The 20,064-nt window shown below is 71.8% G+C and carries 24 protein-coding genes; 12 read left to right on the top strand and 12 right to left on the bottom strand.

Annotated elements, in window-relative coordinates; genetic code table 11:
• Window positions 1-2 precede the first annotated feature (2 nt).
• Entirely contained in the window at window positions 3-809 is an 807-nt protein-coding gene (locus ACIDOF_RS15355; protein ID WP_409006389.1) for a L,D-transpeptidase family protein, read from the top strand.
• Window positions 810-1,011: 202 nt separating this feature from the next.
• Here the strand turns inward: ACIDOF_RS15355 and ACIDOF_RS15350 are convergent, their stop codons facing one another.
• From ACIDOF_RS15350 to ACIDOF_RS15325, 6 genes are all read right to left on the bottom strand, one after another.
• Window positions 1,012-2,178, bottom strand: a complete 1,167-nt coding sequence (locus ACIDOF_RS15350) for a hypothetical protein (protein ID WP_409006388.1) — start codon at window positions 2,176-2,178, stop codon at window positions 1,012-1,014.
• Window positions 2,178-2,867, bottom strand: coding sequence for an RNA polymerase sigma factor (locus tag ACIDOF_RS15345; protein WP_409006440.1), 690 nt, complete (start codon window positions 2,865-2,867; stop codon window positions 2,178-2,180). The genes ACIDOF_RS15350 and ACIDOF_RS15345 overlap by 1 nt, the downstream gene beginning before the upstream one ends.
• Window positions 2,868-3,107: 240 nt before the next feature.
• On the bottom strand, window positions 3,108-3,773 hold the full coding sequence (locus ACIDOF_RS15340) for a hypothetical protein (RefSeq protein ID WP_409006387.1): 666 nt from the start codon (window positions 3,771-3,773) through the stop codon (window positions 3,108-3,110).
• Entirely contained in the window at window positions 3,764-4,897 is a 1,134-nt protein-coding gene (locus ACIDOF_RS15335) for a hypothetical protein (protein WP_409006386.1), read from the bottom strand. The genes ACIDOF_RS15340 and ACIDOF_RS15335 overlap by 10 nt, the downstream gene beginning before the upstream one ends.
• A 13-nt stretch (window positions 4,898-4,910) precedes the next feature.
• Window positions 4,911-5,417: a hypothetical protein gene (locus ACIDOF_RS15330; protein ID WP_409006385.1), complete on the bottom strand. Its 507-nt coding sequence runs from the start codon at window positions 5,415-5,417 to the stop codon at window positions 4,911-4,913.
• Window positions 5,418-5,617: 200 nt separating this feature from the next.
• Window positions 5,618-6,331 carry a hypothetical protein gene (locus tag ACIDOF_RS15325; RefSeq protein ID WP_409006384.1) on the bottom strand — a complete coding sequence of 238 codons (714 nt, stop codon included), beginning with the start codon at window positions 6,329-6,331 and terminating at the stop codon, window positions 5,618-5,620.
• Between the two features lie 214 nt (window positions 6,332-6,545).
• On the opposite strand from ACIDOF_RS15325, the gene ACIDOF_RS15320 reads away from it, so the two are divergent.
• Window positions 6,546-6,935, top strand: coding sequence for a hypothetical protein (locus ACIDOF_RS15320; RefSeq protein ID WP_409006383.1), 390 nt, complete (start codon window positions 6,546-6,548; stop codon window positions 6,933-6,935).
• Between the two features lie 217 nt (window positions 6,936-7,152).
• Here the strand turns inward: ACIDOF_RS15320 and ACIDOF_RS15315 are convergent, their stop codons facing one another.
• The 3 genes from ACIDOF_RS15315 to ACIDOF_RS15305 form a co-directional block, all read right to left on the bottom strand.
• Window positions 7,153-7,656: a hypothetical protein gene (locus ACIDOF_RS15315; protein WP_409006382.1), complete on the bottom strand. Its 504-nt coding sequence runs from the start codon at window positions 7,654-7,656 to the stop codon at window positions 7,153-7,155.
• A gap of 125 nt (window positions 7,657-7,781) precedes the next feature.
• On the bottom strand, window positions 7,782-8,279 hold the full coding sequence (locus tag ACIDOF_RS15310) for a hypothetical protein (RefSeq protein WP_409006381.1): 498 nt from the start codon (window positions 8,277-8,279) through the stop codon (window positions 7,782-7,784).
• Window positions 8,280-8,395: 116 nt separating this feature from the next.
• The gene (locus ACIDOF_RS15305) at window positions 8,396-10,027 is read right to left on the bottom strand and encodes a beta-N-acetylhexosaminidase (protein WP_409006380.1); all 1,632 of its coding nucleotides are present in this window, start codon (window positions 10,025-10,027) and stop codon (window positions 8,396-8,398) included.
• Between the two features lie 436 nt (window positions 10,028-10,463).
• On the opposite strand from ACIDOF_RS15305, the gene ACIDOF_RS15300 reads away from it, so the two are divergent.
• From ACIDOF_RS15300 to ACIDOF_RS15255, 10 genes are all read left to right on the top strand, one after another.
• The gene (locus tag ACIDOF_RS15300; protein WP_409006379.1) at window positions 10,464-11,021 is read left to right on the top strand and encodes a 2-oxo-4-hydroxy-4-carboxy-5-ureidoimidazoline decarboxylase; all 558 of its coding nucleotides are present in this window, start codon (window positions 10,464-10,466) and stop codon (window positions 11,019-11,021) included.
• Between the two features lie 136 nt (window positions 11,022-11,157).
• The gene (sdhC, locus tag ACIDOF_RS15295; RefSeq protein WP_282543374.1) at window positions 11,158-11,538 is read left to right on the top strand and encodes a succinate dehydrogenase, cytochrome b556 subunit; all 381 of its coding nucleotides are present in this window, start codon (window positions 11,158-11,160) and stop codon (window positions 11,536-11,538) included.
• Between the two features lie 5 nt (window positions 11,539-11,543).
• Entirely contained in the window at window positions 11,544-12,014 is a 471-nt protein-coding gene (locus ACIDOF_RS15290) for a succinate dehydrogenase hydrophobic membrane anchor subunit (protein WP_409006378.1), read from the top strand.
• Between the two features lie 23 nt (window positions 12,015-12,037).
• A complete protein-coding gene (gene sdhA / locus ACIDOF_RS15285) occupies window positions 12,038-13,792 on the top strand; it encodes a succinate dehydrogenase flavoprotein subunit (protein WP_409006377.1) in 1,755 nt (584 codons plus the stop codon).
• Window positions 13,792-14,550: a succinate dehydrogenase iron-sulfur subunit gene (locus ACIDOF_RS15280; protein WP_409006376.1), complete on the top strand. Its 759-nt coding sequence runs from the start codon at window positions 13,792-13,794 to the stop codon at window positions 14,548-14,550. The genes sdhA and ACIDOF_RS15280 overlap by 1 nt, the downstream gene beginning before the upstream one ends.
• A 147-nt stretch (window positions 14,551-14,697) precedes the next feature.
• On the top strand, window positions 14,698-15,294 hold the full coding sequence (locus tag ACIDOF_RS15275; RefSeq protein WP_409006375.1) for a Uma2 family endonuclease: 597 nt from the start codon (window positions 14,698-14,700) through the stop codon (window positions 15,292-15,294).
• Window positions 15,295-15,303: 9 nt separating this feature from the next.
• On the top strand, window positions 15,304-15,717 hold the full coding sequence (locus tag ACIDOF_RS15270) for a VOC family protein (protein WP_409006374.1): 414 nt from the start codon (window positions 15,304-15,306) through the stop codon (window positions 15,715-15,717).
• 165 nt (window positions 15,718-15,882) lie between these two features.
• A complete protein-coding gene (locus ACIDOF_RS15265) occupies window positions 15,883-16,308 on the top strand; it encodes a hypothetical protein (RefSeq protein WP_409006373.1) in 426 nt (141 codons plus the stop codon).
• A 3-nt stretch (window positions 16,309-16,311) separates the two neighbouring features.
• Entirely contained in the window at window positions 16,312-16,857 is a 546-nt protein-coding gene (locus ACIDOF_RS15260) for a thiol-disulfide oxidoreductase DCC family protein (RefSeq protein ID WP_409006372.1), read from the top strand.
• A gap of 131 nt (window positions 16,858-16,988) precedes the next feature.
• Window positions 16,989-17,624, top strand: coding sequence for a TetR family transcriptional regulator (locus ACIDOF_RS15255; RefSeq protein ID WP_409006439.1), 636 nt, complete (start codon window positions 16,989-16,991; stop codon window positions 17,622-17,624).
• Between the two features lie 190 nt (window positions 17,625-17,814).
• On the opposite strand, the gene ACIDOF_RS15250 is transcribed toward ACIDOF_RS15255, so the two are convergent.
• The 3 genes from ACIDOF_RS15250 to ACIDOF_RS15240 form a co-directional block, all read right to left on the bottom strand.
• The gene (locus ACIDOF_RS15250; protein WP_409006371.1) at window positions 17,815-18,249 is read right to left on the bottom strand and encodes an ATP-binding protein; all 435 of its coding nucleotides are present in this window, start codon (window positions 18,247-18,249) and stop codon (window positions 17,815-17,817) included.
• 132 nt (window positions 18,250-18,381) lie between these two features.
• Window positions 18,382-19,716 carry a metallophosphoesterase gene (locus ACIDOF_RS15245; protein WP_409006438.1) on the bottom strand — a complete coding sequence of 445 codons (1,335 nt, stop codon included), beginning with the start codon at window positions 19,714-19,716 and terminating at the stop codon, window positions 18,382-18,384.
• A gap of 54 nt (window positions 19,717-19,770) precedes the next feature.
• Entirely contained in the window at window positions 19,771-20,013 is a 243-nt protein-coding gene (locus ACIDOF_RS15240) for an SCO4848 family membrane protein (protein ID WP_409006370.1), read from the bottom strand.
• Window positions 20,014-20,064 lie beyond the last annotated feature (51 nt).

Below are 20,064 nucleotides of genomic sequence, written 5' to 3'. Positions count from 1 at the left end.
GGATGCGTCGCACGTACGGCAGACGAGGGCGGATCGGGGCGGTGCTCGCGGCGGCGGCGCTGCTCGCGGGGTGCAAGGTGCACGCGGCGGGGCCGGGCAGCGGGCCCGGCGTCCACGTGGACGCGAAAGCGCCGGGCCGCTCGGCCACGCCCTCGCCCACGCCCCCGAAGCCCTCGCCGCCTCCGTATCTGGCGCCGGGCGCGCAGGGCACGAAGGTGCGCGAACTGCAGGCGCGGCTGCGGCAGATCGACTGGTTCACGGCCTACCCGACGGGCCGGTACGACGCGGACACGACCGCGGCCGTCAAGGGTTTCCAGGCCAAGCGCGGCCTGCCGGGCACGGGCAGCACGGACCGGACGACCTGGCGGCGGCTGCTCGCCATGACCGGCGAGCCGGGGTACTTCGACCTGTACGCGGGCGGGGACCAGCCGCCCGCGAAGCCGGACCCGCGCTGTCTGACGGGCCGGGCGCTGTGCATCAGCAAGAAGAACCGCACGCTCAGCTGGGTGGTGGACGGCACGGTCCGCTCGACGGTCGACGTCCGCTTCGGCTCGCAGTACACCCCCACCCGTGACGGTGTGTTCCAGGTCTACTGGAAGTCCCGCCACCATGTGTCGACGCTCTACGACACCCCGATGCCGTACGCGATGTTCTTCAGCGGCGGCCAGGCGGTGCACTACTCGGCGGACTTCGCGGCCCGCGGCTGGTCGGGCGCCTCGCACGGCTGCGTCAACGTCCGCGACGAGGCGAAGCTCGCGGCGCTCTACGCGCAGGTCCGCAAGGGCGACAAGGTCGTCGTCCACTGGTGACCGGGGGCTGCGGCGCCGGCGGGGAGGTTGGAAGAGGAGGGGCGGAGGTGGGACCGGGGGAACGTGTCCCACCCCCGCCGATTGCGCTGGAGCCGTGGGGTACGGGGGGAACCCCGGCTCGCGCGCGGCCGATGACCAGTCGGCTCACTTCTTACTGCGCCAGGCGGTTGAAAACTGTCACACCCGCAAGATCACGGTGCGGTCACGGATTTCCGACGGCCCCGGATCCGCTCGTCGAGGTGGGCGAAACCGCAGGTGAGGCGGTTGTGCTGGGGGCCGCGCCGGTCGCCGTCGCGGTGACGGTGGGCGAGGCGGAGGCGGACGCGGAGGAGGTGGGTCCGGCCGAGGTGGGCGTGACGACGGCGCCGGTGCCGCCGTTGCCGACGGGCTTGTTGCCGGCCGGGCCGCCGTTCCGGTCGCTGTCCTTGCCGCCTTCGGAGCCGCCGGACGAGCCCTCGCCGTCCTCTCCGTCCTCGCCGTCCCGGCCGGAGCCGCCCTCGCGGCCGCCGGAGCCCTCGCCGGAGACGACCTTCGTGCAGAAGCTGCGCACGCCCTCGGGCCCGCCCGCGGACGATTCGATCCGGCGTTTCTTCTCCGCGTCCATCGGCTTGCCCGCGAGGTAGTCGCGGCAGCCGTCGACCACGCGTGCGTACCACTCCTCGCGCTTCTCGCGCGGGAGGGCCGTGTCGGTGGGCGTCGGCACGATGCCGTCCGAGGCGGAGGCGTCGCCGCCGCCCTGCGAGGGGTGGCCGGCGCCGGGCGCGGTGCCGTCGACCTCCCCGTCGGGCGTCGCCGAGCCGCTGCCGCCGTGGCTGTGACCGGACCCGGATGTGCCGGGCGTCGGCGAGATCAGCGGGTCGGGCCCGGTGGGCGAGGCGGAGACGGAGGTGCCGGGGCCCGGCTCCTCGCCGCCGAAGGGGGTGGGGATGACGCCCGCGCCGGCCATGGCGACGCCGCCGAGCGTGCACGCCGCGAGCGCCGCCGCCAGTCCGTACCGCAGGGGTCTTCCCCAGCGCGTACGGGGCTGTTCGGCGCCGGAGCCGATGCGTACGGCCCCGCTGTCGCCGAGGACGGCGGTGTCGCCGGAGCCGGAGCGGAGGCCGGACGGCGCGGCGCCGGGCGCGGCGTCTACACGCGTGGCATGTGCGCCGCGCGCGGCCCGGAACGCGGCCAACGCAGCTGCCTCACCGGGGAGTTCGCCGCTCGCGGAAACGCCCGGCAGCGCAGGCGCCGAGGCGGCCTGGCCGAGCATCGCCGCGAGGCGTTCTGCCTGGACACGGGCGTGATCGTCGACGGCTTCGAGGGGCTCGCCGCGAAGCAGTCGCTCCGCCGCGTCCCCATCGAGCCACTGGTACTGCTCGTCGGCCATCACATGTCCTTCTGCGTCCGCGGACGCGAATCCGTCACACCCGCCGACGACATGGGCGCCCGTGCGGCGCGGCCTCTGCCGGGTTGCGGGGGAACCGCGCCGAGCCCGTCGGCGGAGTCGGCCGCGGAGCCTGCGGCGGCCTCGGCGCCGAGCATCTCGGCGAGTTTCTTCAGGCCCCGGTGCGCGGCGGTACGGACGGCGCCGGGGCGTTTGCCGAGGGTCTGGGCGGCGCTCTTCGCGTCGAGGCCGACGACGACGCGGAGCACCACGGCCTCGGCCTGGTCCTGGGGCAACTGCGATATCAGGGCGAGGGTGTCGCCGGTGGCGAGCGCCTCCATGGCCTCGCTCGCGGTGTCCGCCTCGGCGGGCTTCCCTGTGAGTTCCGTCTCATCCCCGCCGATGGCGGGCCGACGGCCGCGCATCCGGATGTGGTCGAGGGCGCGATTGCGGGCGATCCGGGCGGCCCAGCCGCGGAAGCGGTCGGCGTCGCCCTCGAACCGGTCGAGGTCGCGGGCGATCTGCAGCCACGCCTCCGACGCGACGTCCTCGGCGTCGGGCTCGCCCACGAGCGTGCGTATGTAACCGAGCAGCCGCGGGTGCACGGCGCGGTACACAGTCCGGAACGCGGTCTCGTCACCGTCCTGTGCCGCGAGCACCGCGGCGGTCAGCTCCGCCTCGTCCCCCAACAACTCCCTCATCCTGCCCATTTCGCAGCCCAGCAGGAACAAGACGCTACGGGCTGAACGGCCCCCACGTCCATGTCTGCACTACCCGCAACTGCCGGGTAACAGAGCGGTGTGACACAAAACCCCGTCACGGCGCTGAAGAGAGTACGGGCCTGCGCGGCCCGTGCCGTGCGACGGCCGGGGCCTCTCCTGTGGGGGGTGGCGGCCCCGGCCGATCGCTGGCGGGTTTCATTTTGGCCCTGGTCAGGGCTGTTCTCTCGCAGGTTCCGCGTTCTGCTGCACGGCTTCCCGGACGTCCGCCGTCTCGTGGGCGAACGCCTCCAAGTCCCACTCGTCGACGTCGGACGCCTCCGAGGGCCGAACGCCCCACGTGACCTGGGCCACGGTGCCCGCGTCGACCCAGGCGCAGGAGCGCCACACGGACACCTTGTCGGGGCCGGGGCGGTCCGCCTTCAGCAGCCAGCACTTGATCATTTCGCCGGCGTCCGCGCTGATCGTCTTCTCGGCCACGATCCGCCGGCCGTCCCGCTTCAGGGCCCGTTCTTCGACGTACTCCAGGAACGTGCCGAAGGTCCCGACCAGCCAGTCCACCTTCCCGTACACGCCCTCGACGGTGAGCCGGCCGGCGTCCCGCTCCGTGCTCGGCGGGTCGTACGCGCCGGACACCCCGACCGCCCCGGACACGTCGTCCCGCATCGCACGCGCCAGGGCGGGATCGGCGCCGGAGTCCGCCAGGCGGTAGCGGATGCCGATCGACTCCGGCAGGACGAGGCGTTGGCGCGGCGCCGGCGCGGTGGGGGGCGGAGACGCATCGGGGCCCGGCGGCACGTACACCTCGTCGTCGCCGCAGCTGGAGAGCACCAGCGCCGCAGCAAGGACGAGGACCGTGCGGCGGGCCCTCATGCGCACGTCGCCATCGTGTCGGACCTGCCCTTCACGTCGAAGTCCCGGGCCATGCCGACCGAGTTGAGGTGGGCGATGTCGGCCTGCTCGAAATCGAAGTCGGCCGGGGGCGGATAGCCGCTGTCGAGGTCGCGCCGGTGCTCGCTGGGGATGCCCCAGTCGTACCGCTTCTGCACCTCCACCTGGTAGTGGATCTCGCCGTCGACCTTCTCGCCGACGATGCGGTACTGGAAGTGGTGGAGGGCGTAGTACCACTCCATGCTCCGCTCGCCGTCCTCGTTGGACGCGTGGGTCGACTGCCACTCGGTGGTGAACTTGCCGTCGGGGCGCTTGCGGACGTCCTCGTCCAGGGTCTTGTTCACGTCCTCCTGGAACTGCGGGATGTCCTCCATCATCTGCTGCGGTTCGACCTCCACGGGCCGGCCGCTGCCGTCCAGGTAGTGCTTGAGCAGACCGGCCGCCGTGGGCCAGCCCTTCGCGGTGGCGAGGATGGCGGCGACGTTGTTCAGCTTGCGGTGCACCGCGGCGTCCCTGGCCGTCGGTTCGAGGATGCCGTGCCGCCGGTCCTCGACCTCGAAGTTGTGCGGCGTACCGAAGATCACCTTGAGGCAGTCCGCGATCCACTCGTCGTTCTCGCGGGCGTCGGCGAGGATCTCCTCGGCCCGCTTCTCGAAGGAGTCGGCGAGCCGCTGCCGCCCCTGCACATACGCGTCCGTGTCCGGGTCGTTCGGGTCGACGAACTCCGACCAGCTGACGCCGCCGTCCTCGCCGATGCGCATGCCCTCGTCCAGGGCCTCCTGGTTGAGGTCCACGGCCCGTCGGCGCAGCGCCTCCAGGCCCTTGAGGCCGCCCGTGCCGCGCGCCCCGTCGGCCTCCTCGTCGATGAACCGGCAGACGGCCCTGACCTGCGCGTCGAGGGAGTCGATGCCGAGTTCTATGCGGTCGCAGTACTTCTGCGCGCTCTCCCCGCCCTCCCCGCGCCAGTGGTCGTCGTGCAGCTTGCGCACCACGTCGTCGTGGAAACCCGCGCGGGCTTCCTTGATCTTGCGGTGGATGGTCTCGTTCCAGTGCTTCGCGAAGGACTCCAGGGCGGCGATGTCGATCTCGATCACCTGGCTGAAGGTCACCATGGCGCGTCTCCGTTCAGCGGTAGATGTTCGAGAGGTCCTGCGCCGTGCGGGCCTCGTTGGTCTCGTACGCGGCGGCGCTGCTGCGGAAGTTCTCGGAGGCCAGGTTCAGCCGGTCGGTGACGATCCTGTTCAGCTCCTCCCAGCGGCGCTGCATGTCGTCGATGCTGTGGACGAAGTCCCAGCCGGGGGCGGCCTTGGCCAGGTCGGCGCAGGCGTCGTCCGCGATGCCGATCGTCTTGCGGATGGTCTCCGACGCGGTGTCGCAGGCGTCGGCGCGGCCCCGTACCCAGGAGGGCGTGACGCCGACGTCCGGGTCGGTCCCCCACGGCTGCGGCGGCTGCAGCCCGTCCGGCGGCGGGTCGTACGGCCCCGTCGGGCCCGGCGTCGGCTCCGGGCGGTGCGGGCCGCTGTCCGGCCGTTCCGGCTCCGGGTCGGGGTCCGGGCTCGGGCCCGGGGACGGGGACGGGGTCGGTTCCGCCGTCACGGCGAACGCCACCCTGGGGTCGACCGGCTCGCTCATCAACCATCTCCTCGAGTCATGCGCGCGGGCCCGCCCCACAGAGGCGTCTCCCCCGGCCCCGTCCTCGAAGAGCGCACGGCAGGGCCGCCGGAGCGGGATGCGCGGAGCCCTATCTCAGCAGCCCCGCCCGACCCCGCTTCCGGCGACCCCAACTACCGTGCTCCGACGGCGAGTTCACCTCACCCCGGCAGGGGCCCGGCTCAGGACCCGAAGGTCTTCTCCAGCCGCCGCAGCTGCGCCTCGTACAGGTCCTGCGGCAGCTCGGCCTTCTTCGGGTCGGTCAGGTGCAGCGCAAGGAACAGCGCGAGCACGTTCCCCTGGCGTACGGCGGTCATCCGCAGCGGCACCTGCTGGCCCTGGGCCTTGCCGGTCATGGACCAGGCCACGCCCTCGTCGCCGCCGGCCGGGGTCTCGCCGGGCTGCACGTCCACGTACTCGACGGTGGCGCCGCCGTTGTTGCCCGAGGTGCTGAACCCGTCGGCGCACGCGTCGAGAGCCTCGCGCAGGTCGGCGAGGGTGGTGGCGGCGCCGTCGCCCTCGTACGAGAAGAGGCTGGCGGTCACGGCGAGGCCGCGCTCGGTGGTCGAGCCGTAGGAGCGGCTGGCCCAGGCCTTGGCCGCGGGGGTGCGGTCGACGCCGGAGCCGGTCATGTCGGCGAGCGGCCGGCACTCCTCCCGGTCGGCCTTCGGGCGCACGGCGGGCTGGTCGTTGTCCTCGATGCGGTAGCCGCGGACATCGGTCTTGTTGGCGAGGGCGCCCGCGAGCCGGATCTCGGACGGGACGGGGGCCGCGGCCGCCTTCGGCTTCTCGGCCTTGCCCTTGCCCTGGTCCTGCCCGGCCGGTTCCGCCGAGCAGCCCGCGAGACAAACGAGGGCGACGGCCGCGGTGGCGGCGGCGCGCAGGGGGCGTCGCATACGTATCTGCTTCACATCCGTACAGCGCCGCCCGCGCCCCACTCGTCACAGTCGCAGGCCGGGGCGGGTGTCGCGGAGGCCTTGCGGTGGGCTCGCGGTGGGCTCGCGGGGGCCGTGGCGATTCGGCGAACGCTTGGCGACGCGCGTGTGAGGGTTCCGGGGACCTGCCCCGAACCGGGTAATGATCTGCGCCTCCGGTGCGCAGTAGCCCTACGTGACTGCACTGCAAGCAACGGCCACGGCCGCCAAGCCCGCGAAGCCCGCCCGCTGGGCCGCCGACTCCGTCTCGATGCTCCGCGAGGGCGCCCGCCTCCGCCTGGACCACAGTCCGCAGAGCCTGTGGAGCGTGGACCGGGTCATAGCCGAACTCCGCCGCGAGAGCCCGCCGTACGAGGCGGTCGCCCAGGCGCTGCGCGGCTACGGCTCGTACGCGGGCGAGGTCCTGGTGCGCGAACTCGGCGCGGCCTGGGAGGAGACGGCGGACGGGTACCTTCTCCGCACCCCGGACGGCGCCCTGTGGGACCCCATCGGGGAAGCCCGCCGCACCTTCGAGGCGGACGGCTCGCTGCGCCTGCTGTGCCTGGACGCGATGCGCGCGAACTGAAACAACCGGGGCGAAGCGCCCCGCTTCCCTCCCCTTCCCGAAACCTGCGGCGCTGTCGTTCGGCTTTCCCGCCGTCGTGGCTGGTCGCGCAGTTCCCCGCGCCCCTGCCGGGGCACGTATCCCCCTGCCTGCTGTGCCCACGACGGCGGGAAAGCCGATAGAAGGAAGCCCTCCGGCTTTTGAGGAGCCGGGGGGCCGGGGGCGGAGCCCCCTGGGGTCAGCCCTGGACGCGGGCCCGCCGTGACACCACCGCTCGTACCACCCTGCGTCCCTCCGTCGAGACGACCAGGGCCTGGCGGAGGCCACCGGACGCGGTGGTCAGGAGGTCCAGGATGTGGGTCTGGCGGCGGAGTTCACCGGCCGTCAGCGGCCCGTCGTCGTCCGTCGCGTCGAGCAGCCGGTGCACCTGGAGGGCCGCCGACGAGCACGCCTCCGCCCAGGCCCGCAGCCCCCCGGAGGGGAACTCCCCGGGCGCGGCGGCCAGCATGGCCCGTACGAGCTGCGCCCCCTCGTCGTCCCCGTCGACGCCCGCGTACGACTCGCGGAGCCGCGTCAGCTCGTCGGCCCAGCCCGCGCCGCCCGCCTCCAGGCTCGACCAGAGGGGGCGCAGCGCCTCGTCGTCGGTCTCGCCGAGCAGGGGGAGGCAGCGGTCCAGGCAGGCGAGGCCGCCCGCGGCCAGACTTCGGTCGTCGGCCTGAGCGATCAGTTCCACCAGGCTCATGGGGGTCGCCTTCCGTCGCGAACGCAGCACTTCCAGTTACTGCGCCTTACAGCGCCCCGCTGGCCGAAAACGTCACCGCAGTGGCCGAATCGGCACCGTTCGTTCGCACGGCCCGGCCCGTACCGTCACTGCCGGGGCAGCCCGAGCCGCTCCAGGAACCGGAAGAACAGCAGCTCCGCCGACGGCTCGGCCGGCGCCCGCAGCACCTTGGCCAGGTCCTCCGCCGACGCCGGCGCCCGCCCCGCCTCCTCGGCCCACGCGACCGCCCGCTCCGCGGCGTCCCGCGGCGGCAGGAACAGGTCGTCCGGCTCCTTGCCCTCCGCCGCGAGGAAGGCGGCCATCGCGTCCGGCGCCAGGCACGCGTTCCACGCCCCGGACTCCGGCCCCGCCGCCTCGACCGCCACGCACGCGCTGTCCATCACGAACCCGAACAGCGCGGGCGCCCCGGAGTCCGCGGCCAGCCGGTCCATCGACCCGACGTCGGGCACCGAGGCCTCCCAGATCTGCCAGCCCTCGGCCCGCGACTCGTGCAGCGCAAGCCCGTCCCGTACACCGCCGAGCCCGCCGAGCTCCGCCAGCGGCCGCTCGCCGTGACCCACGACGTAGTACCCCCAGAAGCCCATGTCCGCTTCCCCCTCGCCCCCATGTCAGACCGTCGGCTCTGCCTCGAATCCAACACACCGGCAAGGGAGTTCGCCACCGAAAGCGGCCAAGGTCCACTGGACGGACGGGCCCCGGCTCAGCCCAGCCCCTTCGCCAGGTCCTGGAACTCCGCCCAGGACAGCGCCGGCTTCCGGTCGTCCCAGACCTTCTGGGCGAGCGCCCGCAGCGGCATCCGGATGCCGTCCGCGACCTGCGCCTGCGTCTGCGACTCCGACAGATCGCACCAGACCGCGAACCGCGCCCCCAGGATCTGCCCGTCGTACTTCTCCGCCACCGGCTGCGTCTTGCGCAGCACCAGCGGCGTCCACTCCTCGTAGATCCGCTTCCCCGTCGGGTACGTGAACTCGTTGGGCTCGCCCAGGACGTAGTACAGGTACTCGTCGTTGAGGTTGACCACCTTGCGGCCCGCGTCCAGATACTCCACGGGCTCCCGGGCGCCGATCTCCTTGCCCGTCCAGTACTCGACCTCGATGTCCTTCGCCGGCTGCACCGTGCCGCCGCGGAAGAACCCGTCGTTCCACGCCTTCAGCTTCTTGCCGGTCGGCCGCACCTTGTCCGCGCGGTCGTTCAGCCAGCCCGTCGCCAGGTCCTGCACCTTCGCCGCACCCCCGTACCGCTGCTGCGCCGCCCGCGCCAACTGCGGGTACGACGCCTCCGGGTCCGAGGCCATCAGCGCCCGGTACTCGTCCGCGCCCAAGTGCCAGTACGCGCCCGGGAACAGCTCCGCGTACTCCGCCAGGAGCTCGTCGACGATCTTCCCGGCGGCCGGCTTCGAGATGTCCACCGCACCCCGCGCCGGCACCCCGCTCGCGTCGACCAGCTGCAGGTCCGGGTGCGCCTTGATGACCGCGCCCAGATGCCCCGGCGAGTCGATCTCGGGGATCACCGTGACGTGCAGATCGGACGCCAGCTTCACGATCCGCCGCACCTCGGCCTTGGTCAGGTGCGGCTCGGACACCACCTCGGGGTGCTCGTCCGACTCGATCCGGAACGCCTGGTCGTCGGAGAAGTGCAGCCCCAGCTGGTTGTACTTGAGGTCGGCGATCTCCCGGACCCGCTCCTCGATCCACTCGGCCGAGAAATGCTTGCGCGCGATGTCCAGCATGAACCCGCGCTGCGCCTTGGCCGGTTCGTCCCGTACGACCCCTTCGGGCGCGGTGCCGTCGGCGCGCGTCATCTGCTTCAGGGTCCGGGTGCCGTAGAAGACGCCCGCGTCGTCCGTCGCGGTGATCCGCACCCGCCGGTCGCCGACGTCCAGGGTGTACGCCTCCGGGCCCGCGCCGCCCGAGTTCAGGGCCAGCGTCACGTCCCCGGGCCCGGCCTTCTTCCCCTCCGCGTACTTCAGCTTCAGCTCGCCGGCCAGGAGCCGCCCCTCGTCGGCCAGTTGCCGGGCGTCCTTCTTCGCGACGACGACCTCGCCCTCGGGCCCCGGCTTCCACCCCGGCCCGCGCGCCGCCTCGTGCTCGGCGACGGCGGGTATGGTCCGCGGCGCCTTCGACATCGGGTACGTGGGACTCGGCTCGGCCGCCCTCGGCGGCGGGCTGTCGTCCGCGCGGTCCCCGCCGTCCGACGCACCGCCGCCCGGCCAGAGCGTCACCGCCAGGACGACGGCGCCGCCCGCGACGACCGCCCCGCCCACGACCGCGGCCGTCGCGCCGCGGCCACGACGGCCGCCCCGGTGCGCGCGCCGGCCGTGCTGCCCGGTCATGAACGGCTCCCGGAATCCGAGTCAAAGATCATCCGCATCACGTGAGCAACCTCCCATGAGAGCCGACACCCCGGAACGGTTTCCGGACGGCCGTCCACGACCCGTACCGAAACTCTCCCGTCCGGGTGAAATTCGCGCATCCGTCGGACAGCTCCCGTCACGCGTCGATAGCGTGACGCCACTTCCCGGCCCGCCGATCAGCCCCGCCGAGTCCGGCCGGCCGGGTCCTGGGCCGATCGGGTTCCGAGCCGGTCGAGTTCCGAAGCCACATCGAGTCCTGGGCCGGTCGAGCCCGGCACCGGCCCGCGGCGCCTTCCACCGGCACCGCCTCACCGAGGAGCGCACGCTGCACACGCCTCCGCAACCGCGAGCCCGGCACCTGCCCGAGCCCGGAGCCATACCGGCCCGGGGCCGCGGCAGCGGCCCCACCACCACCGTGCACCGGGGCATCGAGGTCTTCAACCGCGCCCCCGCCGCCACGGCACACGCCTGGCTCCTCGCCTGCTGCACCAGCCCCGACTGGGCCGAACGGCTCACCGCACACCGCCCCTACCCGGACCCGGACGCGCTGCTCGCCGCCGCCGACGAGGCCGCGTACGACCTCCCGCCCGCCCAGCTCGCCGCCGCCCTCGCCGCCGAACGGCCGCACGGACCGCACCCGTCCGGCATCCCCGCCGCCGCCCGCACCGCCCTCGACGCCGCACACGCCGCGTACGAGAGCCGCTTCGGCCACGTCTTCGTCATCGCCCTGGAGGCGTACCGCCCGGAGGAACACCTCGACCAGACCCTCGCCGGCCTGCGCACCCGGCTCGCCCACGACGCCGAGGACGAACGCGTCGTCGCCGCCGACCAACTCCGCCTCGTCGCCCGCGCCCGCCTCACCCGACTCGTCCGCGGCCTCGCCGGGCAAGCCGCGGAAGGCCCCGGGAAACGCGGGAAATCCAGGGAATTTCCGGATTCCGGTGCGGCCGATAGCCCGTACGTGCCTGTTTGATCACACCTGAGGACCCCGCGCGGGCGTACCGACAGTTGGTCGATACGATGACGGACGGCCGGTGGACCGTACCCGGCCGGGCCTGACCGACAGAGAAGCCGGCCGGCCCCAATCCCCGCTCCCGGAGGGTTCTTCCGTGCCGGCTGGAACGCTGTACCGCGGCCGGGAAGGAATGTGGTCCTGGGTGGCTCACCGAGTCACCGGCGTCCTCATCTTCTTCTTCCTGTTCGTACACGTCCTCGACACCGCTCTCGTGCGTGTCTCCCCCGAGGCGTACGACGAAGTCGTGGCCACCTACAAGACACCGCTGGTCGCACTCCTTGAGTACGGCCTCGTCGCGGCCATCCTCTTCCACGCGCTCAACGGCCTGCGCGTCGTCGCCGTCGACTTCTGGTCGAAGGGCGCCCGCTACCAGAAGCAGATGCTCTGGACCGTCATGGCCGTCTGGTTCGTGCTGATGGTCGGGGCGCTCTACCCGGTCCTCGGCCACGCCGTCCGCGAAGTCTTCGGGAGCTGAGCCACATGTCCGCTGACACGACCGCAGCCAAGACCGACGACGTGACGCTGTACGACGTGGACAACCCCGCGCCCGTCATCGAGCCGCCGCGCAAGCGCACCAAGAAGACCCCGAAGGCCACCCGTGGCAACTTCGAGATGTACGGCTGGCTGTTCATGCGCCTGTCCGGCATCGTCCTGGTCGTCCTGGTCCTCGGCCACCTGCTGATCCAGCTCGTCCTCGACGGCGGCGTCTCCAAGATCGGCTTCGCCTTCGTGGCCGGCCGCTGGGCCTCCCCGTGGTGGCAGGCCTGGGACCTGGTGATGCTGTGGCTGGCGATGCTGCACGGCGCCAACGGCCTGCGCACGATCATCAACGACTACGCCGAGCGCGACAACACGCGCTTCTGGCTCAAGATGCTGCTGTACACCGCGACGGTGTTCACCGTCCTGCTGGGCACGCTGGTGATCTTCACCTTCGACCCGAACATCCGCTAGGCCCGGGGCTGAGGTAACCACTCATGAAGATTCACAAGTACGACACCGTCATCGTCGGCGCCGGCGGCGCCGGCATGCGCGCCGCCATCGAGGCGACGAAGCGCAGCCGCACCGCCGTGCTGACCAAGCTCTACCCCACCCGCTCCCACACGGGCGCCGCGCAGGGCGGCATGGCCGCCGCGCTCGCCAACGTGGAGGAGGACAACTGGGAGTGGCACACCTTCGACACGATCAAGGGCGGCGACTACCTGGTCGACCAGGACGCCGCCGAGATCCTCGCGAAGGAGGCCATCGACGCGGTCCTCGACCTGGAGAAGATGGGCCTGCCGTTCGGCCGCACCGAGACCGGCAAGATCGACCAGCGTCGGTTCGGCGGTCACTCCCGCAACCACGGTGAGGCCCCGGTCCGCCGCGCCTGCTACTCCGGCGACCGCACCGGCCACATGATCCTCCAGACGCTGTACCAGAACTGCATCAAGGAGGGCGTGGAGTTCTTCAACGAGTTCTACGTCCTGGACCAGCTCATCGTCGAAGAGGACGGCGTCAAGAAGTCCGCCGGCGTCGTCGCGTACGAGCTGGCCACCGGCGAGATCCACGTCTTCCAGGCGAAGTCGGTCATCTACGCCTCCGGCGGCACCGGCAAGTTCTTCAAGGTGACCTCCAACGCGCACACCCTCACCGGCGACGGCCAGGCGGCCTGCTACCGGCGCGGACTGCCGCTGGAGGACATGGAGTTCTTCCAGTTCCACCCGACCGGCATCTGGCGCATGGGCATCCTCCTCACCGAGGGCGCCCGCGGCGAGGGCGGCATCCTCCGCAACAAGGACGGCGAGCGCTTCATGGAGAAGTACGCGCCCGTCATGAAGGACCTCGCCTCCCGTGACGTCGTCTCCCGCGCGATCTACACCGAGATCCGCGAGGGCCGCGGCTGCGGTCCCGAGGGCGACCACGTCTTCCTCGACCTGACGCACCTCCCGCCGGAGCAGCTGGACGCCAAGCTCCCGGACATCACCGAGTTCGCGCGCACGTACCTCGGCATCGAGCCGTACACGGACCCGATCCCGATCCAGCCGACCGCGCACTACGCGATGGGCGGCATCCCGACCAACGTCGAGGGTGAGGTCCTGGCGGACAACACCACCGTCGTGCCGGGCCTGTACGCGGCCGGCGAGGTCGCCTGCGTGTCGGTGCACGGCGCCAACCGCCTCGGCACCAACTCGCTGCTCGACATCAACGTGTTCGGCCGCCGCTCCGGCATCGCCGCCGCCGAGTACGCGCACAAGGCCGAGTTCGTCGAGCTGCCGGAGAACCCGGCCGAGCTGGTCGAGTCGCAGGTCGAGCGGCTGCGGAACTCCACGGGCACCGAGCGCGTGGCGGAGCTCCGCAAGGAGCTGCAGGAGACCATGGACGCCAACGTCATGGTGTTCCGCACCGAGCAGACCATCAAGACCGCGGTCGAGAAGATCGGCGAGCTGCGCGAGCGCTACAAGAACGTGTCCATCCAGGACAAGGGCAAGCGCTTCAACACCGACCTCCTCGAGGCCATCGAGCTGGGCAACCTGCTCGACCTGGCCGAGGTCATGGCCGTCTCCGCCCTTGCCCGCAAGGAGTCCCGCGGCGGTCACTACCGCGAGGACTTCCCCAACCGCGACGACGTGAACTTCATGCGCCACACCATGGCGTACCGCGAGGTCACCGAGGACGGCAAGGACCAGGTCCGGCTCGACTACAAGCCGGTCGTCCAGACCCGCTACCAGCCGATGGAGCGTAAGTACTGATGGCAACTCCCGTACTGGACAAGGCCGAAGCCGAAGCCAAGGCGTCCCCGTACATCACGGCCACGTTCCGGATCCGCCGCTTCAACCCGGAGATCTCGGACGAGGCGACCTGGGAGGACTTCCAGGTCGAGATCGACCCGAAGGAGCGCGTCCTCGACGCCCTCCACAAGATCAAGTGGGACCTCGACGGTTCGCTGACGTTCCGTCGCTCCTGCGCGCACGGCATCTGCGGCTCCGACGCGATGCGGATCAACGGCAAGAACAGGCTCGCCTGCAAGACGCTGATCAAGGACATCAACCCGGAGAAGCCCATCACGGTCGAGGCCATCAAGGGCCTGACGGTCCTGAAGGACCTGGTCGTGGACATGGAGCCGTTCTTCCAGGCGTACCGCGACGTCATGCCGTTCCTCGTCACCGAGGGCAACGAGCCGACGCGTGAGCGGCTGCAGTCCCCCGAGGACCGCGAGCGCTTCGACGACACGACCAAGTGCATCCTGTGCGCCGCGTGCACGTCCTCGTGCCCGGTGTTCTGGAACGACGGGCAGTACTTCGGCCCGGCCGCGATCGTCAACGCGCACCGCTTCATCTTCGACTCGCGCGACGAGGCCGGGGAGCAGCGCCTGGAGATCCTCAACGACCGTGACGGCGTGTGGCGTTGCCGTACGACCTTCAACTGCACGGACGCCTGCCCGCGCGGCATCGAGGTCACGAAGGCGATCCAGGAAGTGAAGCGCGCCCTGATCACCCGCCGCTTCTGAGGTTCGTTGCTTTACGTGGTCGAGGCCCCGTCTCCCCTTGTGGGAGGCGGGGTCTCGCCCGTACGGGTGAACGGGTCGGGACGGGACGTTCGGGTCCTGACCGGCCTACGATGATGGTCTCGACACCAGCCCAACGGGAGGCACGTGATGTCCGCAGCGTCCGTCGGGCAGCCGCACGCAGAACGGCCGATGATCGCGGCAGCGAACCGGATCATGGAGCAGAACCCGGGCTATCGCGTCGAGATCGCCGGAGGCCAGATCCTCGTGAGTCCCGCACCTGACGGCCCGCACTCCCAGGCTTTGATGCGGTTCGCCCGCCCCTTCATGGACGAGGAGGAGATCCTCGCGCTCCCCGGCATCGGCCTCTGGCTGCCCACCGGCCCCGAGGACTACGTGATCCCCGACTTGTCCGTCGTGGACGACGACTACCGCTCACGCCTGGTTGAGAACGGCTGCTACGACCCCATGTGCTTCCGCCTGGTGATGGAGGTGACGTCAAGCAATTGGCGCACTGACCTGCGCACCAAGGTCGGCCTGTACGCCAAGGCGAAGATCCCCGTTTACGTCATCGTCGATCGCCAGCACGAGCGCTTCCACGTACTGACAAACCCGGCACGGGACAGCTACGCCACACACCACATCCACCACCCCGGCGAGAAGGTCACCCTCCCCGAGTCCATCGGCGCCGAAGTCACCCTCGACGTAGCCGAGATCCTCAAGGCTGGGGAGCCGCGCCGCCCCTAATGTGACGCCATGTCACTTCAACTGCTCGGCTTCGACAACGTTCTGCTGCCCGTGGGCGATCTGGACGAGGCCGTGGACTTCTACGAGCGGGCCGGGTTCCCGCTCTCCTTCCGGCTCGACGAGGCCGGCATCGCCCTGCTGAAGGTGGGCGACGAGACCCCCGGCGTACTGCTCCGGCACGAGGCCGGGCTCCTTCCGCGTACGCCGGGGCCGTGGACGTGCCGGGTCTGGCTGGAGGTGCCGGACGCGCGGGTGGCGGCGCGGGAGTTGACGGCGGCCGGGATCGCGCCGGAGCCGCCGTTCTCCGTGTCGACGGGCTGGACCGTCGAACTGGCCGACCCCTGGGGCAACGTCATCGGCTTCACGGACTACTCGAAGCGCCCGACGCTGGCCCGCGTGCACCCGGCCGGTACGCACGCCTGAACTCCGCGCAGCCCGCCCGAACTCCGAGCCACCCGTCGAGACTTCGGCTTGAACGTGTTCAAAAACAGGTCTACAGTCCATGACAAGAGCTTTTGAACGCGTTCAAGAGGGCTGAAGACGGCACCCTGCCGTCCCCTCGGGACGCCTTGAAAGGGGCAGGGACCCATGGACCTCACCGTCCTCGCGTACGTCGTCTACCTGGTGATCAGCATCGGCCTCACCGTCTGGGTGGCCCGCACGCTCAGCCGCAACGGGCGGATCTTCCTGGCCGACGTCCTGCACGGCAACGAGAAGCTGGCGGACGCCGTCAACCACCTCCTGGTCGTCGGCTTCTACCTGGTCAACCTCGGCTTCGTCGCCCTCTACCTCAGCGGCGACGAGGGACTGGCCACCGCCCGCGAGGTGTTCGAGGCGCTGTCGGTGAAGCTGGGCGTCGTCCTCCTGGTCCTCGGCGTGATGCACCTCGGCAACGTGTGGGTGCTCAACAAGATCCGGCGGCGCGGCGTCATGGACCGCGAGCAGCTGCCGCCCGTGCCGCCGCAGGGCCTCACCGGCCAGCAGGGCGCCTGGGCCAAGCCGGCCGGAGCCTGAGCGATGAGCACCCCCGAGGCCACAGCAACCGACACCGCCACGGCCACGGCCGCCGACCGGGACCCCGCGCGGGTCCCGGTCCGCCGGCTCACCGTGCTGTACGACGCGAACTGCCCGCTCTGCACCCACGTACGCCACTGGCTCGTCCGGCAGCGGCAGTTGGTGCCGCTCGACCTGGTGCCCGCCGGGTCGGACGAGGCGAGGCGCAGGTTCCCCGGGCTCGACCACGGGGCGACGCTCGACGAGATCACCGTGGTCGCCGACGGCGGGCAGGTCTACCGCGGGCCGGCCGCCTGGGTCGTCACCCTGTGGGCCCTCTCCGAGCACCGCCCGCTCGCCCACCGCCTCGCCACCCCGGCCGGCGCCCGCCTCGCCCGCGGGGCCGCGCTCGCCGCCGCCAAATGGCGCGAGGGGTACCGGGGTTCGGCGCCCGGCGGGGGCTGGGGCGGCGGGGTGTACCGGCGCGCGGACGGCTGGGTGTACGACCCGCGGCACGGCTGGAGCCGTACGACACCGTCCTGTGCCGACGGCTCCTGCGCCACTGGTTAGGCTCTGTCACCGTGGCAGCGAAGAACGACGAAGAGCCGGCGGAGCAGCAGGTCGACAAGACCGCCGCGCAGCAGGCCGACAAGCCGGCGGGAAAGAGCGAGCAGACCCGCGCCCTGATCCTCGAAACCGCGATGCGGCTCTTCCAGGAACGCGGCTACGACAAGACGACGATGCGGGCCATCGCCAAGGAGGCCGGGGTCTCCGTCGGCAACGCGTACTACTACTACGCGGGCAAGGAACACCTCATCCAGGGCTTCTACGACCGGATCGCCGCCGAGCACCAGGCGGCGGTACGGCCGGTCCTGGACCGGGAGACCGACCTGGAGGCGCGGCTCGCGGGGGTGCTGCGCTGCTGGCTCGACATCGCGCAGCCGTACCACGAGTTCGCGGCCCAGTTCTTCAAGAACGCCGCCGACCCGGACTCCCCGCTCAGCCCGTTCTCCGCCGAGTCGGAGCATGCGCGGGAGGCGGCGATCGACGTCCACCGGGAGGTGCTGCGGGGCGCGAAGACCAAGGTCCCGGACGAACTCCGGGACATCCTCCCCGAGTTGATGTGGCTCTCCCAGATGGGCCTCGTCCTGTACTGGGTCTTCGACCGCTCCGAGGGGCGTTCCCGCAGCTACCGCCTCGCGGCCCGCGGCGCCCGGCTCACCACACGAGGGGTCGCCCTCTCCCGCTTCCGCGTCCTGCGCCCACTGGTACGGGAGGTCCACGAACTCTTCACGGACTTCCTGCCGGGGATGACACGGGCCCCCGAGGGCGGGTAGGGCCGTCTCGCCCTTCGGGCTCGGTCGGCTCCCCTCCCCACCCGCTGTCGGCAGGGGCGGAGCCCCTGGTTAGGGGCGCGGGGAACTGCGCGACCAGCCACCGCGGCGCGGCAGACGAACGACGGCCCCCGATAGCCCCTCCGGCGATTGAGGAGCCGGGGGCCGGGGGGCGGAGCCCCCCTGGGGGTTGCTAGGGCACCGGTGCCCTGGTCGGCGTACCCACCAGCACCCAGATCGTCCTCCCGTGCACCCCCCGGTCCCACACCCCCCACGCCGACGCGAGGGACTCGACAAGGCGGAGGCCCCGCCCCTGCTCGTCCGCCCCGAGCCCGATCAACAGGCCCGGCCCCGCGCGCAGTTCGGGCCCCGCCTCGGCCTCGTCCGACACCTCGATGAAGCACGACCCGTCCGCGAGCACGGTCACCGCCACCTCGAACTCCCGCTCCCGCAACGGGCCATGGCGTACGAGGAACGTCGCGAGCTCGGAGACCAGGAGCGCCGCGTCGGCCACCGCGAGGTCGTCCGCGCCGTGGCCCCAAGCCGTCAGATGGTCCCGCACCCGCAGCCGGGCGAGGCCGACGGACGCCGGATGCCGGGGCAGCCGGAACGCCTCCCGTCTGAGCACGACCCACCTCCCCGAGCTCCCCCGCGTACGGTCACGAGTTCTGCACACCCGATGCTGCGCTGCCGCGCCGGGTGATGCCAGAGGGGCGGGCGTCAAGAAGCGAGGACTGGCCGGAACCAGCCCCCGCAGGGGTCAGGCCTGGCGCGAGGCCAGCGTCACCACGGTGATGTCGGACGGCGCGCCGACCCGCACCGGCGGCCCCCACGCACCGGCGCCGCGGCTGACGTACAGCTGCGTGTCGCCGTACCGCTCCAGGCCCGCGAGGGTCGGGTTGGCGAGGTCCGCGATGATGTTGCCGGGCCAGAACTGGCCGCCGTGGGTGTGGCCGGAGAGCTGCAGGTCGACGCCGTGCCGGACGGCGTCGTGGATCATCACCGGCTGGTGCGCGAGGAGCACGGAGGCCCGCGCGGGGTCGCGGTCGCCGAGGGCCTTGGCGTAGTCGGGGCCCTGCTGGTACCGCTCGCCGGCGATGTCGTTGACGCCCGCGAGGTCGAAGCCGCCGATCTCGACGCGGGCGTTCTCCAACGGGCGCAGGCCGAGTTCGCGTACGTGGTCGACCCACTGCTCGGCGCCCGAGAAGTACTCGTGGTTGCCGGTGACGAAGAACGAGCCGTGCCTGGCGCGCAGCCCGGCGAGCGGCTCGACGGCCGGGGCGAGGTGCTCGACGCTGCCGTCGACCAGGTCGCCGACCACCGCGATCAGGTCGGGCTGCGTGGCGTTGATGGTGTCCACGACGCGCTGGCTGTGGGCGCGGCCGAGGATCGGGCCGAGGTGGACGTCGCTGACGACGGCGATCCTGAACCCGTGGGCGGAGCGCGGGAGTTTGGCCAGCGGTACGGTGACGCGCTTGACGGAGGGGCCGCGCAGCACGCTGTTCGCCCCGTACCCGACCGTGCCGAGGGCGGCCGTGACGGCGGCGCCGGCGACGATGCGGGAGACGAAGAGGCGCCGGGAAGGGCCGGAGGGGTCGGCGGGGCCGGAGGGGTCGGCGGGCCTGTCGTCGGTGAGCGCGGCGGGCGTGTCCGGAACCTCCGCCGCCGCCGCGGCCGCCTCCGCGCTCTCCTTCAACTCGCCCTGCGCCGAGGGCAGTTCGGCGGCAGACGGCACCGGCTCGGCAGCGGGCGCCGGCGCCTGTTCCCGTACGACCGGAGCGGGACTCTCAGCCCGTGCAGCCCGTGCAGCCCGTGCACCCCGTACGTCTCGGCGGCGCAGTGCGCGCAGCAGGAGCGGGCGGACGAGCTCGCCCGCGACCAGCGCGAGCGTCAGGTAGATGGAGACCGCCATCCACAGGTATCCGGGCCAGGCCAGGACCTGTTGGAGCCAGAACGGGGCGCCGGCGCGGGCGCTCACGAAGCCGCCGATCATCAGCAGCGGACCGGCGACGAACACGGCCGTGCCGATCCGGCGGGCCGCCGTGCCGCGCACCGTGGTGTCGCGGACCACCCGGCGCCAGCCGTACCACTGCATGCCGATCACGAGGACCGCGATCGCGAGGAACAGGAAGCTCACGGCGGCCGCTCCCTATGACCTTCGGCGCAGTGCACGCACACCGCGCAACCCGATGACCCCGATGATCGTCCCCAGAACAAAGGACACCACGGCAAGCAGGAGATGAACCCAGAAGTACCCCGTCGGGTCACCGGCGTCGTCGAAGGCGAGCCCGCTTCCGTCCTTCCAGAGGTTCTTGACGAAAGTGATCCAGATGACCCAGGACCAGACGCCGAAGGCGAGCAGGAACCACGAGACCGGGCGGCTGAGCTTCATATCCCCAGTATCGCGCCCGGGCCGTGCACGCCGCCGTCGGGGTGGTTCGAG

This window comes from Streptomyces sp. Da 82-17 (assembly GCF_046098215.1).
In the GTDB taxonomy this organism is placed as follows: domain Bacteria; phylum Actinomycetota; class Actinomycetes; order Streptomycetales; family Streptomycetaceae; genus Streptomyces.
This window is presented reverse-complemented; position numbering and strand designations above follow the sequence as displayed.

Coding starts and splice junctions, on each gene's coding strand:
- ACIDOF_RS15355 (WP_409006389.1), top strand. CDS start 3: ATGCGTCGCACGTACGGCAGACGAGGGCGGATCGGGGCGGTGCTCGCG.
- ACIDOF_RS15350 (WP_409006388.1), bottom strand. CDS start 2,178: ATGGCCGACGAGCAGTACCAGTGGCTCGATGGGGACGCGGCGGAGCGA.
- ACIDOF_RS15335 (WP_409006386.1), bottom strand. CDS start 4,897: ATGGTGACCTTCAGCCAGGTGATCGAGATCGACATCGCCGCCCTGGAG.
- ACIDOF_RS15330 (WP_409006385.1), bottom strand. CDS start 5,417: ATGAGCGAGCCGGTCGACCCCAGGGTGGCGTTCGCCGTGACGGCGGAA.
- ACIDOF_RS15325 (WP_409006384.1), bottom strand. CDS start 6,331: ATGCGACGCCCCCTGCGCGCCGCCGCCACCGCGGCCGTCGCCCTCGTT.
- ACIDOF_RS15315 (WP_409006382.1), bottom strand. CDS start 7,656: ATGAGCCTGGTGGAACTGATCGCTCAGGCCGACGACCGAAGTCTGGCC.
- ACIDOF_RS15310 (WP_409006381.1), bottom strand. CDS start 8,279: ATGGGCTTCTGGGGGTACTACGTCGTGGGTCACGGCGAGCGGCCGCTG.
- ACIDOF_RS15305 (WP_409006380.1), bottom strand. CDS start 10,027: ATGACCGGGCAGCACGGCCGGCGCGCGCACCGGGGCGGCCGTCGTGGC.
- ACIDOF_RS15290 (WP_409006378.1), top strand. CDS start 11,544: ATGTCCGCTGACACGACCGCAGCCAAGACCGACGACGTGACGCTGTAC.
- sdhA (WP_409006377.1), top strand. CDS start 12,038: ATGAAGATTCACAAGTACGACACCGTCATCGTCGGCGCCGGCGGCGCC.
- ACIDOF_RS15280 (WP_409006376.1), top strand. CDS start 13,792: ATGGCAACTCCCGTACTGGACAAGGCCGAAGCCGAAGCCAAGGCGTCC.
- ACIDOF_RS15275 (WP_409006375.1), top strand. CDS start 14,698: ATGTCCGCAGCGTCCGTCGGGCAGCCGCACGCAGAACGGCCGATGATC.
- ACIDOF_RS15270 (WP_409006374.1), top strand. CDS start 15,304: ATGTCACTTCAACTGCTCGGCTTCGACAACGTTCTGCTGCCCGTGGGC.
- ACIDOF_RS15265 (WP_409006373.1), top strand. CDS start 15,883: ATGGACCTCACCGTCCTCGCGTACGTCGTCTACCTGGTGATCAGCATC.
- ACIDOF_RS15260 (WP_409006372.1), top strand. CDS start 16,312: ATGAGCACCCCCGAGGCCACAGCAACCGACACCGCCACGGCCACGGCC.
- ACIDOF_RS15255 (WP_409006439.1), top strand. CDS start 16,989: ATGCGGCTCTTCCAGGAACGCGGCTACGACAAGACGACGATGCGGGCC.
- ACIDOF_RS15245 (WP_409006438.1), bottom strand. CDS start 19,716: ATGCAGTGGTACGGCTGGCGCCGGGTGGTCCGCGACACCACGGTGCGC.
- ACIDOF_RS15240 (WP_409006370.1), bottom strand. CDS start 20,013: ATGAAGCTCAGCCGCCCGGTCTCGTGGTTCCTGCTCGCCTTCGGCGTC.